The following is a 14,636-nucleotide window of genomic DNA, read 5'->3' as shown; positions in this document are numbered from 1 at the left end:
GCACCTACCTTCTAATTTGGATTTCTTTAAAAATCGCGTGTAAAACTGTCGTAACGAGAATCCACGTTGAATCAGTGATTTTTCTCATCGCGAAGATATATAACCCAGTACGTTAACCCTACCAGCAAGCCACCCCCGATGATGTTACCTATGGTCACAGGGATGAGATTATCGATGATAAAGTTACTGACGTTCAGTTCTGCGAATTGTGCCGGTGTTGCACCGACAGCCTGCCAGAATTCGGGTGTTGCAAAGTTCTTAACGACAATACCTAACGGGATCATGAACATGTTGGCGATGCTATGCTCGAAGCCGCTGGCGACAAACATGGCTACCGGCAGAATCATGGCAAACATCTTATCCATCAGGCTGCGGCCGGAGTAACTCATCCAGACAGCCAGGCAAACCATCAGGTTAGCCAGTATCCCGAGACACACAGCTTCGATAAAGGTGTGATGCATCTTATGGTCGGCTGTTTGCAGAACGTTGAGTCCCCACAAACCGTTATCCACCATATATTCACCGGAGAACCAAATCAGGGCGACAAAGAACAGACAGCCAATCAGGTTACCAATATAGACATTGGCCCAGTTGCGTGCCAGTTGCCCCCAGGTGATACGACCGCTGGCTTTCGCAATGACAATCAGCACCGTAGAGGTAAAGAGATCAGCACCACATACCACGACCAGCATAAGACCCAGAGAGAAGCATATGCCCCCGACAAGTTTTGCCAGACCGAAAGGAACGGTGCCGGTACCTGTGGTGGAAGTGATATAAAAAGCAAAGGCAATAGAAATAAAGACGCCAGCAGTAATGGCTAAAAAGAACGTTTTTAACGGCTGTTTGGTGGCTTTATAAACGCCGGCATCTTCAGCAACTTTAGCTGTAGCGGCGGGTAATATAAGATCGAAGGGGTTGTCAGTTTTCACATTAACTCTCTTATTCAGGGCTATGCACTGCGCAACGAGATACTAGCAAAGCAGTATAACGTAAAAATTGACGTGGATCATACGGGGAGGATTTCGATGCATTATTGTCTACTACTGCATAGGTACTTTTTGGCTTAACTTGTTGAAATTAATTAAATAAAAACATTTTAATTTTTACAAAAAAAGTTGATGAATACTTAAATTATTCTTCTTAATAGGTAAATAAAAAACATCGGCTGTTAATTATTGTCATTGATTTGAATTTGATTTCTTTACACCCAATTAACTTTTCAGGCTTCGGAATTTATTTATCCTTTAAAAATGCTAACCCGTCAGTATAGCGCGCGAAATTACACGCCATTTCCGGCCCCGAGTCAAATCCCGCTATCCAAATAAGGGAGCTCAGACGAACCAGAAATAAAAAAACCGGCAGAGTGCTCTGCCGGTTCAGGTTCAGTCAGGATGCCGTTTACATCAGGCTTTCGACCAGTGACGACGTTTAGCGACCTGCAGCTTTTCATAAGCACGGAGCAATGCCTGATGGGCGGGCAGCGCTTTGAGGTCAGGATCAACCGCAAACAGGCTGTGGAAGCGAACTTCGCCGCTGATTGCAGCAGAGGCATCTTCCACGGCTTTCTGGCCGTACATTTTTACGAAAGCGTTGTAATACTGCGCTGGCTCGCGATCTTCTTCCAGTGACAACTGCAATAAGGTTTGCAGGCAACGGTAGTAGTTATTGCGTTCGTCGCTGTAGACCGATGAGTTGAACTCGTGAGCCCACTCAGCCCAGGTCAGTGCCTGATCGAAATCGCCGCCCGCCAGTGCCAGCATAGATTTCAGTTCGCCAACGCGCAGGGTGTACCAGCCATTATCCTTGCCGCTGGCAATACCCAGCAGTTCACGCACACGTGTAAAGTCATCCAGACCTTCATCATCAAGTTGAGTAATCATCTCGAGATAGGTTTCTTTTGGCAGATCGCTGTCCGGCAGTGCCAGCAGTTGATCGCGCAAATGTGCACCCATACTGTTATTTGCCAGCAGTAAATCTTCAGCCGGATAAATATCAGACATGCCCGGAACGATGATGCGACAGGCATAAACGTCCAGATGTTCGTAATCGGCGATGTACACTTCAGCATCTTCTTTGTCGAAAATTGCCATCAGCGTCGCGAACTCTTCTTCAGTGCTGCCACTGAAGCTCCAGTCTGCAAACGGGTAGTCTGCATCTTGTTTGAACATATCCCATGAAATCAAACCACTTGAGTCGATGAAGTGGGTTTCGAGGTTTGCGTGCTCGGCAACTTCTTCGTCATCAAAGGTCGGGGCGGTGAACACGTCCAGATCTTTCAGGCTGCGGCCCTGTAGTAATTCGGTGACTGTGCGCTCAAGTGCCACACCGAAATCAGGGTGTGCGCCAAAGGAAGCGAAGCAGGTGCCGTTTGCAGGGTTGAACAGCACCACACAAATGACCGGGTAATTGCCGCCCAGTGACGCGTCATAAGAAAGGATCGGGAACCCTTCTTCTTCCAGTTTAGCGATTGCTTCCACCACGCCCGGGTAACGCGCCAGCACGTCAGCAGGAATTTCCGGCAGGCTGATGGATTCCGCGATGATACGATTTTTAACGTAACGCTCGAAGACTTCAGACAGCCCCTGAACACGCGCTTCATTAGCGGTATTACCGGCTGACATCCCGTTCGAAACATACAGGTTGCCGATGATATTCATGGGAATATAAACGGTTTGCAGATCTGACTGACGGGTGAACGGTAGCGCGCAGATCCCGCGATCCGGGTTGCCTGATTGCAGGTCGATCAGATCACTGGCAACCAGCTCTTTATCGGCATCGTAAAATTCATGCAGACGCTCGTCCAGAATTCCTTCCGGCAGGCTGTTATCTTCAGCCACAGGGAACCATTTTTCGTTCGGATAGTGAACGAAATCACCATTGGCAATTTCTTTACCCAGATAGAAATCGGCAAAGAAATAGTTCGTCGACAGACGCTCAAAATATTCACCCAGTGCAGACGCCAGAGCGGCTTTCTTGCTCGCACCTTTTCCGTTGGTGAAGCACAGCGGGCAGTCGCGGTCGCGAATATGCACTGACCAGACGTGCGGAACCGGGTTCAGCCAGGAGGCTTCTTCGATATTAAAACCGAGATCGGTGAGTTTTTGTTGGAAGCGGGAAATGGAGTCTTCCAGCGCCGCGTCTTTACCAGGAATAAAAGTTTGCGTCATTGAGTTCACTTTTGAGCGTGCTAAAAACGCGCAATGATACGGGGTTTTGCGATGCACCTCCATGTATTCGTGTTAAGAATGTAATCGCGTTGTAACTCGCCTGGTCAAAGGCGCGGAGCATGGTTCGGACATGAACAGATAATCCTGTTAAATCAGCTTTCCAGGGAGGAATGAACCTTGTGACCGAGATCTCATCGCTGTTTATCAGGTCGTAATCAATATCCGTTGCAGACTCCTTGTCTCGGATGATAAAACCGTTAAATTAGTGCTTACAATGTGGCTGTCTCAGAGAAGTGGTGAGGGGAAATGACTCAGGTTTATAATTTTAGTGCTGGCCCGGCAATGATCCCGGCTGAAGTATTGCGTCGTGCGGAACAGGAACTTTGTAACTGGCACGGACTGGGTACATCGGTGATGGAAATCAGTCACCGCAGTAAGGAGTTTATTCAGGTTGCTGAAGAGTCCGAGAAGGATATCCGTGACCTGCTGAATATTCCCCAGAACTATAAAGTGCTGTTCTGCCACGGTGGCGCACGTGCTCAATTCGCCGCGGTGCCCATGAACCTGCTGGGCGATAAATCCTCTGCTGATTACATCGATGGTGGTTACTGGGCACATAGCGCAGTCAATGAAGCCAAAAAATACTGCACCCCGAATGTGATTGATGTCACCACGAACCTTGACGGTAAGCGTGGCATTCTGCCGATGAGCGAATGGAAACTGAATGCAGATTCCGCTTACGTTCATTACTGCCCGAATGAAACAATCGACGGTGTTTCCATTGATGAAATGCCTGATTTCGGTGACAAGATTGTGGTCGCCGACTATTCCTCTTGTATCCTGTCCCGCCCGATTGATGTCAGCCGCTTTGGCGTGATTTACGCGGGCGCGCAGAAAAATATTGGCCCTGCAGGTCTGACGCTGGTGATCGTCCGCGAAGATTTGCTGGGGAAAGCCCGCACTGAACTGCCTTCCATCCTTGATTACACCGTGCTGGCTGAGAACGACTCTATGTTCAACACTCCGCCGACTTTCGCCTGGTACCTCTCTGGTATGGTCTTTAAGTGGCTGAAAGAGCAGGGCGGTTTACGCGAGATGGAGAAACGTAACCAGGCCAAAGCCGAATTACTTTATGGCGCTATCGATCGCACCGGCTTTTATCGCAACATGGTAGCGACGGCCAACCGTTCGTGGATGAACGTTCCTTTCCAGATGGCGGATGCTTCTTTGGACAAATTGTTCCTCGATCAGGCACAGGACGCTGGCCTGCATGCGCTTAAAGGTCACCGTGTTGCTGGCGGTATGCGCGCATCTATTTATAATGCAATGCCGATTGAAGGCGTAAAAGCCCTGACCGACTTTATGGCGGAGTTCGAAAAACGCCACGGTTAAGTGTGCTGGCTTTCAGGCCTGCAGAATGCTTTAGTAAGAAGCCTTAAAAATGACCCCGGCTCAATGTCCGGGGTCATTTTATGAAAAGAAGAATTGGAGAAAGAGTGGAATCCCTGACATTACAACCCGTTGCACTGGTTAACGGCAGCATCAATTTACCTGGATCAAAAAGTGTTTCTAACCGTGCACTGTTACTGGCTGCTTTTGCACAGGGCACTACCCGCCTGACTAACCTGCTCGACAGTGACGATGTGCGCCACATGCTAAATGCACTGACACAGCTGGGTGTGACTCATCGCCTGTCAGCCTCCCATACTGAGTGTGAAATCGAGGGGCTGGGCACCGCTTTCTCCAATGCTAAAGCCCTGGAATTGTTTCTCGGTAACGCAGGTACAGCAATGCGTCCGCTGGCTGCTGCGTTATGCCTGGGTGAACAGGATGTTGTGCTGACCGGTGAGCCACGCATGAAGGAGCGTCCGATCGGGCATCTGGTTGACGCGCTGCGTCAGGGCGGTGCGCAAATTGATTATCTCGAGCAACAAGATTATCCGCCATTGCGCCTGCGCGGTGGATTTACCGGCGGGGATGTCAGTGTCGATGGAAGTGTTTCCAGCCAATTCCTGACCGCGTTATTAATGACAGCTCCGCTGGCTGATAACGACACAACGATTCAGATTAAAGGTGATCTGGTTTCCAAACCTTATATTGATATCACGCTAAATCTGATGAAAACCTTTGGTATTGATGTAGAAAATCACCAGTACCAGAAATTTAGCATCAAAGGCCGTCAGCAGTATGTCTCTCCAGGTTCGTACCTCGTTGAAGGCGATGCGTCTTCTGCGTCCTACTTCCTGGCCGCTGCGGCTATCAAAGGCGGCACCGTTCGCGTCACCGGTATCGGCAAAAACAGCATGCAGGGTGATATCCGCTTTGCAGATGTGCTGGAAAAAATGGGTGCAACTATTCATTGGGCGGATGATTACATCGAATGTACCCGCGGCGAACTGAAAGGCATTGATATGGACATGAACCATATCCCGGATGCAGCCATGACCATCGCGACGGCAGCGCTGTTTGCTGAAGGGACCACTACGCTGCGCAACATTTATAACTGGCGCGTGAAAGAAACGGATCGACTGACGGCAATGGCGACCGAACTGCGTAAAGTCGGTGCAACGGTGGAAGAGGGTGAGGATTATATTCGCATTGAGTCACCGCAATCCCTTAAATTCGCAGAGATTGGCACCTATAACGATCACCGCATGGCGATGTGTTTCTCGCTGGTAGCGTTGTCCGATACGCCGGTAACGATCCTCGATCCTAAGTGTACCGCGAAGACCTTCCCTGATTATTTTGATCGTCTCGCCGCTATAAGTACGCTGGCATAGTCTATAACTAGGTGGGTCAGAGAGCGGACATCCTGGATGTCCGTTTTTTTTTGCTTTTTATCACTGAGAACCGTCCGCTTTTTAGACAACTGATAAATGTGGGGTAACAGTTGCCGCAAAGGCAGCGTATAATGCCGCTCCTGAATTAGTCCTATGAGGCTAATGAAGCGGGTATCACCCACCGAAAGGAGACAAAAATGACGGCTATAGCCCCGGTAATCACCGTTGATGGGCCAAGTGGTGCAGGTAAAGGTACATTGTGTAAAGCTTTGGCCGAAGCCCTTAACTGGCGTTTACTGGATTCCGGAGCAATCTACCGGGTTTTAGCGCTGGCAGCACTTCATCATCAGGTTGATATCGTCTCAGAAGAGGCGTTAGTTCCGCTTGCCGCACATCTCGACGTGCGTTTTGTCGCTCAGGATGGGCAGTTAAAGGTAATTTTAGAAGGTGAGGATGTCAGTAATGAGATCCGCACCGAAACGGTAGGTAATACCGCGTCTCAGGCGGCTGCTTTCCCTCGCGTTCGCGAAGCATTACTGCGTCGCCAGCGCGCGTTCCGTGAGGCGCCAGGCCTGATTGCCGACGGGCGAGACATGGGCACGGTGGTCTTTCCCGATGCGCCGGTCAAAATATTTCTCGACGCCAGCTCAGAAGAGCGTGCAAACAGAAGAATGCTACAGTTGCAGGAAAAGGGCTTTAGTGTTAACTTTGAACGGCTTTTAGCCGAGATCAAGGAACGTGATGACCGAGATCGTAACCGATCCATTGCGCCCTTAGTGGCTGCTTCCGATGCGTTATTACTGGATTCAACCAGTATGTCCATTGATGAAGTCATCGAAAAAGCGCTGGCTTATGCCACAGAAATTTTAGGATTGCCGCAAAAACAAACCCGGTAATCGAGCCTTAATTTGGCGCTGGAATCTATTCAGTGCCAATTTTGGCTATAGTTTTTTTTAACCTCGCCGCAAGGATCTGTAGCGGGGCATTTGAAACAACCCCATCCAGCAGGACGCCAGATGGACGTTAAACTTAAGAACCTAAAGATTAACAACATGACTGAATCTTTTGCTCAACTCTTTGAAGAATCCTTAAAAACAATCGAAACCCGTCCTGGTTCCATCGTTCGTGGTGTTGTTGTGTCCATCGACAAAGATATCGTACTGGTTGACGCCGGTCTGAAATCTGAGTCTGCAATCCCGGCAGAACAATTCAAAAACGCACAGGGCGAACTGGAAATCCAGGTTGGCGACGAAGTTGATGTTGCGCTGGACGCTGTCGAAGACGGCTTCGGTGAAACTCTGCTGTCCCGTGAAAAAGCTAAACGTCATGAAGCTTGGATCACGCTGGAAAAAGCTTACGAAGAATCTGCAACTGTTACCGGTGTTATCAACGGTAAAGTTAAAGGCGGTTTCACTGTTGAGCTGAACGGTATCCGTGCGTTCCTGCCAGGTTCACTGGTAGACGTTCGTCCTGTTCGCGACACGCTGCATCTTGAAGGCAAAGATCTTGAGTTCAAAGTCATCAAACTGGACCAGAAACGCAACAACGTTGTTGTTTCCCGTCGTGCAGTAATTGAGTCTGAGAACAGCGCAGAGCGCGATCAACTGCTGGAAAACCTGCAGGAAGGCATGGAAGTTAAAGGTATCGTTAAGAACCTTACTGACTACGGTGCATTCGTTGATCTGGGCGGCGTTGATGGCCTGCTGCACATCACTGATATGGCTTGGAAACGTGTTAAACACCCAAGCGAAATCGTCAATGTTGGCGATGAAATCACTGTTAAAGTGCTTAAATTCGACCGTGAACGTACACGTGTATCCCTTGGCTTGAAACAGCTGGGCGAAGATCCATGGGTCGCTATCGCTAAACGTTACCCAGAAGGTACTAAACTGACTGGTCGCGTTACCAACCTGACTGATTACGGCTGCTTCGTAGAAATCGAAGAAGGCGTTGAAGGTCTGGTTCACGTTTCTGAAATGGATTGGACTAACAAAAACATCCACCCATCTAAAGTTGTTAACGTGGGTGATGTTGTTGAAGTTATGGTTCTGGACATCGACGAAGAACGTCGTCGTATCTCCCTGGGCCTGAAACAATGCAAATCTAACCCATGGCAGCTGTTTGCAGAAACCCACAACAAAAATGACCGTGTTGAAGGTAAAATCAAGTCAATCACTGACTTCGGTATCTTCATTGGTCTGGACGGCGGCATCGACGGCCTGGTTCACCTGTCTGACATCTCCTGGAACGTTGCAGGCGAAGAAGCAGTACGTGAATACAAAAAAGGCGACGAAATCGCAGCTGTGGTCCTGCAGGTTGACGCAGAACGTGAACGTATCTCCCTGGGCGTGAAGCAACTGGCTGAAGATCCATTCAATAACTACCTGTCTGTTAACAAGAAAGGTACTATTGTTACTGGTAAAGTCACTGCAGTTGACGCCAAAGGTGCTACAGTTGAATTAGCTGGCGGCGTAGAAGGTTACCTGCGCGCTTCAGAAGCTTCTCGCGACCGTATTGAAGACGCAACTCTGGTTCTGAGCGTTGGTGATGAAGTTGAAGCTAAATTCACCGGTGTTGATCGTAAGAACCGCGTAGTAAGCCTGTCCGTCCGTGCTAAGGACGAAGCAGACGAGAAAGATGCAATCGCTGTGGTTAACAACAAACCAGCAGAAGAAAGCAACTTCTCTAACGCTATGGCTGAAGCGTTCAAAGCGGCAAAAGGCGAGTAATGACGGGGGGCGGTCCTGCCGCCCCGATACGGTAGTTTAGCTGCAAAGCTTGGAGGTACTATGACCAAGTCTGAACTTATTGAAAGACTTGCTGGCCAGCACTCTCATATCCCGGCGAAAGCTGTTGAGGATGCAGTGAAAGAGATGCTTGAACATATGGCTGCAACCTTGGCTGATGGTGAACGCATCGAGATCCGTGGGTTTGGCAGTTTTTCTCTTCACTACCGTGCTCCGCGTGTTGGGCGCAACCCTAAAACTGGCGACAAAGTTGAGCTGGATGGCAAGTATGTCCCTCACTTTAAACCAGGCAAAGAGCTGCGTGATCGCGCGAACATTTATGGCTAAGGTTTCGGCCTGAAACATACATGACTGCCTATAGCGAATGCTAAAACGGTGCCTTTAAGGCGCCGTTTTTTTTGCTTCAAATTCAGCCAACTCCTTTCTTTGATTTTCTTCTTACTTTTTGCGTAATACCTCGCACCGTATCAACCTGATGCTTGTTCCCTCATGTGCTGAATAACATACTCCAGCCAGAATCTGGCCAGGGTGGCTCTATGACTAACGCAGAGGGAATACTATTAAAATCTCATTGGACGAGGTCGCTGTTGCCATCATTGTCGGGATGGTGCCGCTGGTGTTTATTGCTCACCTTCCGTCGACACTGCAACTCATAGTTCTGGGATGTATCGACTGGGTGCTGCCGGGATTACAGCCAAAAATATTCACGCTGACTTCATTCGCTCTGCTGGCTTTCATTTGGGCAGCGATACAGGGCGGAACACTGGTGCAGCAAGCGCTTACACTGACGGGCCCTAATCGTGAAGTCGTCGCTCGCTTGCAAAGTATCAATCTGGGAGAAGAGGGCGCCTCCTCGCAGTTTTATAAAATAGAAAAGATAGAAGGAAAGTGGGTATTCCCACCTCTGCTGTTTCGTGCCAGGTGGGAAGGGGCACAAACCCCGCTGTTAGCAGGCCAACGATGGAAAATGACCGCCAACATTCGTCCTGTTCATAGCCTGTTAAATGAAGGCGGTTTTGACGCTCAACGCTGGGCACTGGCAGGCCATGCACCGCTGACGGCAACTATCCAGCATGGCGTGCTGCTTGATGCCGACAGCTCGTTTCGCCAGCAATTCATTCAGCGGGTACAACATGCGATGCCCGAACTTAAGAATACACCGGTTCTGATTGCATTAGCTTTTGGTGAGAAAGGGTTGATCGACGGCGAAGAAAAACTTCTGCTGCAACGAACGGGTATTGCCCATCTGGTGGCCATTTCAGGGTTGCACATCGGAATCGCGGCCTTGTTTGGTTGGTGGTTTGCACGCGGATTACAATTTATTTTGCCGGTAAGGCTGATTGACTATCGGTTCCCTCTGCTAATCAGTGAGCTTTTCCTCCTGACCTATACCTGGCTTTCAGGTTGTAATGCGCCGGCATTGCGCGCCGCGCTGGCTGTCTCGCTGTGGATATTATTGCGTTTGCTCCGCTTGCGTTGCCATCCGTGGCAGGTCTGGTTATGGGGTGTCGCTTTACTTTTACTGGCTGACCCGATGAATATTTTGTCAGACAGTTTCTGGCTATCCTGTTTTGCCGTGGCTTCATTAATTTTCTGGTTTCAATGGATGCCATTACCTGCAAATTTTCAGCGAGCCTGGTATTGGTCTTTTTTACGCTGGGGACATTTGCAGGCAGGCATGACGTTACTGCTGCTGCCCTTACAAATTGCCATTTTCCACGGTCTTAACATATCGTCCTTCATGGCTAACATGTGGGCTGTTCCGATTGTATCTCTGGTGACTGTGCCGCTGGTTTTGCTGGCACTCATGCTAAACATACCGCCTGCCGGATGGATGCATGAAGTACAGAATATAATCTGGGAGATGGCAGACCATACGCTCAGCCTGGCAATGTGGGGGGTTAAGTTGTTTTCTGAAGGCTGGCATCCGCTGGGGGAATCTTTCCTGCTCATCAGCCTTTCCGGGTGGCTGACCATTGTCTTTTGGCGACTGTGTTGCCTCAGGCATTACCTGTCGATGTTAATTTCACTCGGGCTGATCTCGTTCTGCTGGTGTACACGAACACCGCCTGAGCGCTGGAGGGTGGACATGCTGGATGTCGGGCACGGGCTTTCTGTACTTATCAGTAAGGACGGAAAAGGCGTTCTTTACGACACAGGCAACCGCTGGGAAGGGGGTTCCGCGGCAGAGCAAAATATCGCCCCATTTTTGCGCTGGAAAAATATTCAGCTTGAACAGATTATTATCAGCCACAATGACATGGACCACCGCGGCGGCTTTGAGTTTCTGCAAACGATGTATCCTGCTGCAAATCTTCGTGACAGTTCGATTTCCGGTGTACCTCATCTTCCCTGTATTGCGGGTCAGCAATGGCTGTGGCAGGGGCTGAATTTCACCGTGCTTTGGCCGGAGAAGCCCACTGCGGATGCGCGCAATGCGGACAGCTGTGTCATACGTGTTGATGACGGAAGATACAGTCTCCTGTTAACCGGCGATATCGAGTCGGCAAGCGAGAAAGCGCTCATCAAGAAATGGCGGGAGGGATTAAAGTCTACGTTCCTTCAGGTGCCGCATCATGGCAGCAATACTTCCTCGACGCCGCCTTTCCTGCGTGCCGTTCAGCCGGATATTGCCCTGGCATCGGCTGCCCGCTTCAATAAATGGCACCTTCCTGCCCGTAAAGTTGTTAGCAGATACAACAAAGCCCGCCATGACTGGCGCTCGACATCAATATCAGGCCAACTGAGTCTGTTCATTTATGATGATTATTGGGCAATTAAGGGCTTACGTGAGCAATTAATCCCACGTTGGTACCACCACCGGTTTGGAGTATCAGAAGATAATGAGTAGAATAGACCGCTATTTCTTTCGATGCTGGTTGATATTGCATGATGAACGATAAAGATCTCTCCACGTGGCAGACATTTCGTCGCTTATGGCCGATGATCACACCTTTTAAGGCCGGGCTTATCGCTGCGGCTATTGCACTGGTCGCTAACGCCGCCAGTGACACTTTCATGCTGTCTTTGCTGAAGCCGCTGCTTGATGATGGGTTTGGCAAAGCCGACCGCTCAATTTTACTCTGGATGCCACTGGTCGTTATCGGCCTGATGATTGTGCGTGGCGTGAGTGGCTATATTTCAAGTTACTGCATCTCGTGGGTGTCAGGCAAAGTGGTCATGCATATGCGTCGCCGCCTGTTCGGCCATATGATGAGAATGCCTGTTGCCTTCTTTGATCAACAGTCCACGGGTACTTTGCTCTCTCGTATTACCTATGATTCCGAACAGGTAGCATCTTCCTCCTCCAGCGCACTGGTGACAGTTGTGCGTGAAGGCGCGTCGATTATCGGTTTGTTCATCATGATGTTCTACTACAGCTGGCAGTTATCTGTGATCCTGCTGGTTATCGCGCCGATTGTGTCTGTGGTTATCCGCGTGGTGTCGAAACGCTTTCGTAACATCAGTAAATCGATGCAGAACACCATGGGGCAAGTCACGACCAGCGCTGAACAAATGCTGAAAGGTCACAAAGAAGTGCTTATCTTTGGTGGTCAGAAAGTCGAGACGCAGAGATTTGATAAAGTCAGTAACCGCATGCGTCAGCAAGGTATGCGGATGGTTTCTGCCTCTTCAATATCAGACCCGATTATTCAGCTGATTGCCTCACTTGCACTGGCCTTCGTGTTGTATGCCGCGAGCTTCCCGTCTGTTATGGAAACGCTGAGTGCCGGTACGATCACGGTAGTGTTCTCATCGATGATTGCACTTATGCGTCCGCTTAAGTCTCTGACCAACGTCAACTCACAGTTCCAGCGCGGTATGGCAGCTTGTCAGACTCTGTTCTCGATCCTCGATATGGAGCAGGAGAAGGACGAAGGTAAGCTGGAAGTTAAACGTGCCAAAGGCGATGTTGAGTTCAAAAATGTGACCTTCACGTACCCTGGCCGCGATATTCCTGCACTGCGTGATATTTCCTTCGACCTGCCTGAAGGGAAAACGATCGCGCTGGTAGGCCGCTCTGGTTCGGGTAAATCTACCATTGCCAACCTGCTGACGCGTTTTTACGACATCCAGGAAGGGCAAATCCTGATGGATGGGCATGATTTGCGTGAGTACACCTTGTCATCACTGCGTGATCAGGTCGCACTGGTATCGCAGAACGTTCATCTTTTTAACGATACGATCGCTAACAATATTGCGTATGCCCGTACGGATATGTATTCACGCGAAGAAATCGAAAAAGCCGCCACCATGGCGTATGCCATGGACTTCATCGGTAAAATGGACCAGGGCCTGGATACTGTTATTGGCGAGAACGGCGTGTTGCTTTCAGGTGGTCAGCGTCAGCGTATTGCTATCGCACGTGCATTGCTGCGTGACTCGCCAATCCTGATCCTTGATGAAGCAACATCCGCGCTGGATACAGAGTCTGAGCGAGCCATTCAGGCTGCACTCGACGAACTGCAGAAAAACCGAACCTCTCTTGTGATTGCACACCGCTTATCAACGATCGAAAAAGCCGATGAAATTCTGGTGATTGAAGATGGACGGATTGTTGAGCGTGGTTCGCATACTGCCTTGCTGGAAGAGCGCGGTGTTTACTCACAGCTTTACCGGATGCAGTTTGGCCAATGATTGAGCGCATCTGGTCAGGAAAATCACCGCTTTACTTGTTACTTTTGCCTCTGTCGTGGTTATACGGATTGATCGCAACGGTCATCCGTTATAGTTACACATCAGGGCTCAGAAAAAGCTGGCGTGCTCCGGTGCCAGTGGTGGTGGTCGGCAATCTGACCGCCGGAGGTAACGGTAAAACGCCTGTGGTGATCTGGCTGGTTGAAACACTGCAACAGCATGGATTTCGTGTTGGCGTAGTGTCACGTGGCTATGGTGGCAAATCAGCACACTATCCGCTGGTGCTCAATGAAAATACCTCGACGGTGCAGGCGGGTGATGAGCCTGTACTGATTTTTCAGCGAACAGGGGCGCCGGTTGCGGTATCCCCGGTTCGTTCTGAGGCAGTCAAAGCGTTATTGAGCGAGCACGAGCTCGATGTCATCGTCACGGACGATGGTTTACAGCATTACGCGCTTGAGCGGGATGTCGAAATTGTCGTTGTTGATGGTGTGAGGCGTTTCGGTAATGGTCACTGGTTACCTGCGGGCCCAATGCGGGAACGTGCTTCACGTTTGCTATCGGTCGATGCAGTGATTACCAACGGCGGAAACGCGCAGACAGGTGAACTGTCAATGATGTTGCAACCGGGAAAAGCAGTTAACCTGCTTACCGGCGAACAACGCGATGCTACAGCGTTGCAAAATATCGTCGCGATGGCCGGAATTGGACATCCGCCTCGTTTTTTTGCCACCCTTAAGCAATTGGGCGTCACGTTGCAAAAAGAGGTCACTTTTGCCGATCATCAGGCTTACCAGGCAGAACAACTTTCGGCCTTAGTACCGGGGGGAGGAACGCTTCTGATGACGGAGAAAGACGCGGTAAAATGTCGTGATTTTGCTCAGCAGAATTGGTGGTATTTACCTGTTGAAGCGAAGATTCAGGGTATTTCGGCTGAAAACCTGCTGCAAAAAATTACTGATCTTATTTTGAAAAAAGCACATTAAAAACGTCAGACTCAGGCTTTAACGAAAATATTTACTCGTGCAGGAAAACGTAAACACGCTGATTTCAAACAGATCTTTATGGTTTTGATTCAGCTCGTAAGAATAATAGTAACACAGTGCTTGCTATTCATTCTGGCGTGTGAGTTAATGCGTGCAGCCTGTGTTGCAGCGCTATTTATGTATGAGTGTTGAGTAAAGCAGTTCCTCCCAGACGTTATCTCTTTCCCGATGATTCCGCTTCCAAGACGAACCTTCTAAGTCCTCCCCATAAGTAATTGTCTGAACTATTGGCTAACATTGCCGAATGGCAGGATTTTA

10 protein-coding genes are annotated in these 14,636 nt (G+C 49.6%); 8 read left to right on the top strand and 2 right to left on the bottom strand.

All coding sequences use genetic code 11. The features are described 5' to 3' along the window. Nucleotides 1–71 precede the first annotated feature (71 nt). Entirely contained in the window at nt 72–929 is an 858-nt protein-coding gene (gene focA / locus ACO0U8_RS11105; RefSeq protein ID WP_056769256.1) for a formate transporter FocA, read from the bottom strand. 474 nt (nt 930–1,403) lie between these two features. After that, a complete protein-coding gene (gene ycaO, locus ACO0U8_RS11100; protein ID WP_056771810.1) occupies nt 1,404–3,167 on the bottom strand; it encodes a 30S ribosomal protein S12 methylthiotransferase accessory factor YcaO in 1,764 nt (587 codons plus the stop codon). Between the two features lie 306 nt (nt 3,168–3,473). On the opposite strand from ycaO, the gene serC reads away from it, so the two are divergent. The 8 genes from serC to lpxK all read left to right on the top strand — a co-directional run bounded on the left by serC (nt 3,474) and on the right by lpxK (nt 14,318). Continuing rightward, a complete protein-coding gene (gene serC, locus ACO0U8_RS11095; RefSeq protein WP_056769258.1) occupies nt 3,474–4,559 on the top strand; it encodes a 3-phosphoserine/phosphohydroxythreonine transaminase in 1,086 nt (361 codons plus the stop codon). A 104-nt stretch (nt 4,560–4,663) separates the two neighbouring features. Next, nucleotides 4,664–5,947, top strand: coding sequence for a 3-phosphoshikimate 1-carboxyvinyltransferase (gene aroA / locus ACO0U8_RS11090; protein WP_421670992.1), 1,284 nt, complete (start codon nt 4,664–4,666; stop codon nt 5,945–5,947). 197 nt (nt 5,948–6,144) lie between these two features. Next, nucleotides 6,145–6,843, top strand: a complete 699-nt coding sequence (gene cmk, locus ACO0U8_RS11085) for a (d)CMP kinase (protein ID WP_056769261.1) — start codon at nt 6,145–6,147, stop codon at nt 6,841–6,843. A gap of 120 nt (nt 6,844–6,963) precedes the next feature. Next, nucleotides 6,964–8,676, top strand: a complete 1,713-nt coding sequence (rpsA, locus tag ACO0U8_RS11080; RefSeq protein ID WP_056769263.1) for a 30S ribosomal protein S1 — start codon at nt 6,964–6,966, stop codon at nt 8,674–8,676. Between the two features lie 60 nt (nt 8,677–8,736). After that, nucleotides 8,737–9,021: an integration host factor subunit beta gene (gene ihfB, locus ACO0U8_RS11075; RefSeq protein WP_013574835.1), complete on the top strand. Its 285-nt coding sequence runs from the start codon at nt 8,737–8,739 to the stop codon at nt 9,019–9,021. A gap of 244 nt (nt 9,022–9,265) precedes the next feature. Then, the gene (locus ACO0U8_RS11070) at nt 9,266–11,545 is read left to right on the top strand and encodes a ComEC family protein (RefSeq protein ID WP_421670790.1); all 2,280 of its coding nucleotides are present in this window, start codon (nt 9,266–9,268) and stop codon (nt 11,543–11,545) included. Nucleotides 11,546–11,583: 38 nt separating this feature from the next. Next, nucleotides 11,584–13,332 carry a lipid A ABC transporter ATP-binding protein/permease MsbA gene (gene msbA, locus ACO0U8_RS11065; RefSeq protein ID WP_056769265.1) on the top strand — a complete coding sequence of 583 codons (1,749 nt, stop codon included), beginning with the start codon at nt 11,584–11,586 and terminating at the stop codon, nt 13,330–13,332. Continuing rightward, complete coding sequence (lpxK, locus tag ACO0U8_RS11060; protein ID WP_421670789.1) at nt 13,329–14,318, top strand: tetraacyldisaccharide 4'-kinase; 990 nt, start codon at nt 13,329–13,331, stop codon at nt 14,316–14,318. The genes msbA and lpxK overlap by 4 nt, the downstream gene beginning before the upstream one ends. Nucleotides 14,319–14,636: the final 318 nt, after the last annotated feature.

The organism is Rahnella sp. EDr1-12 (genome assembly GCF_049206505.1).
Taxonomy (GTDB): Bacteria; Pseudomonadota; Gammaproteobacteria; order Enterobacterales; family Enterobacteriaceae; genus Rahnella; species Rahnella rivi.
This window is presented reverse-complemented; position numbering and strand designations above follow the sequence as displayed.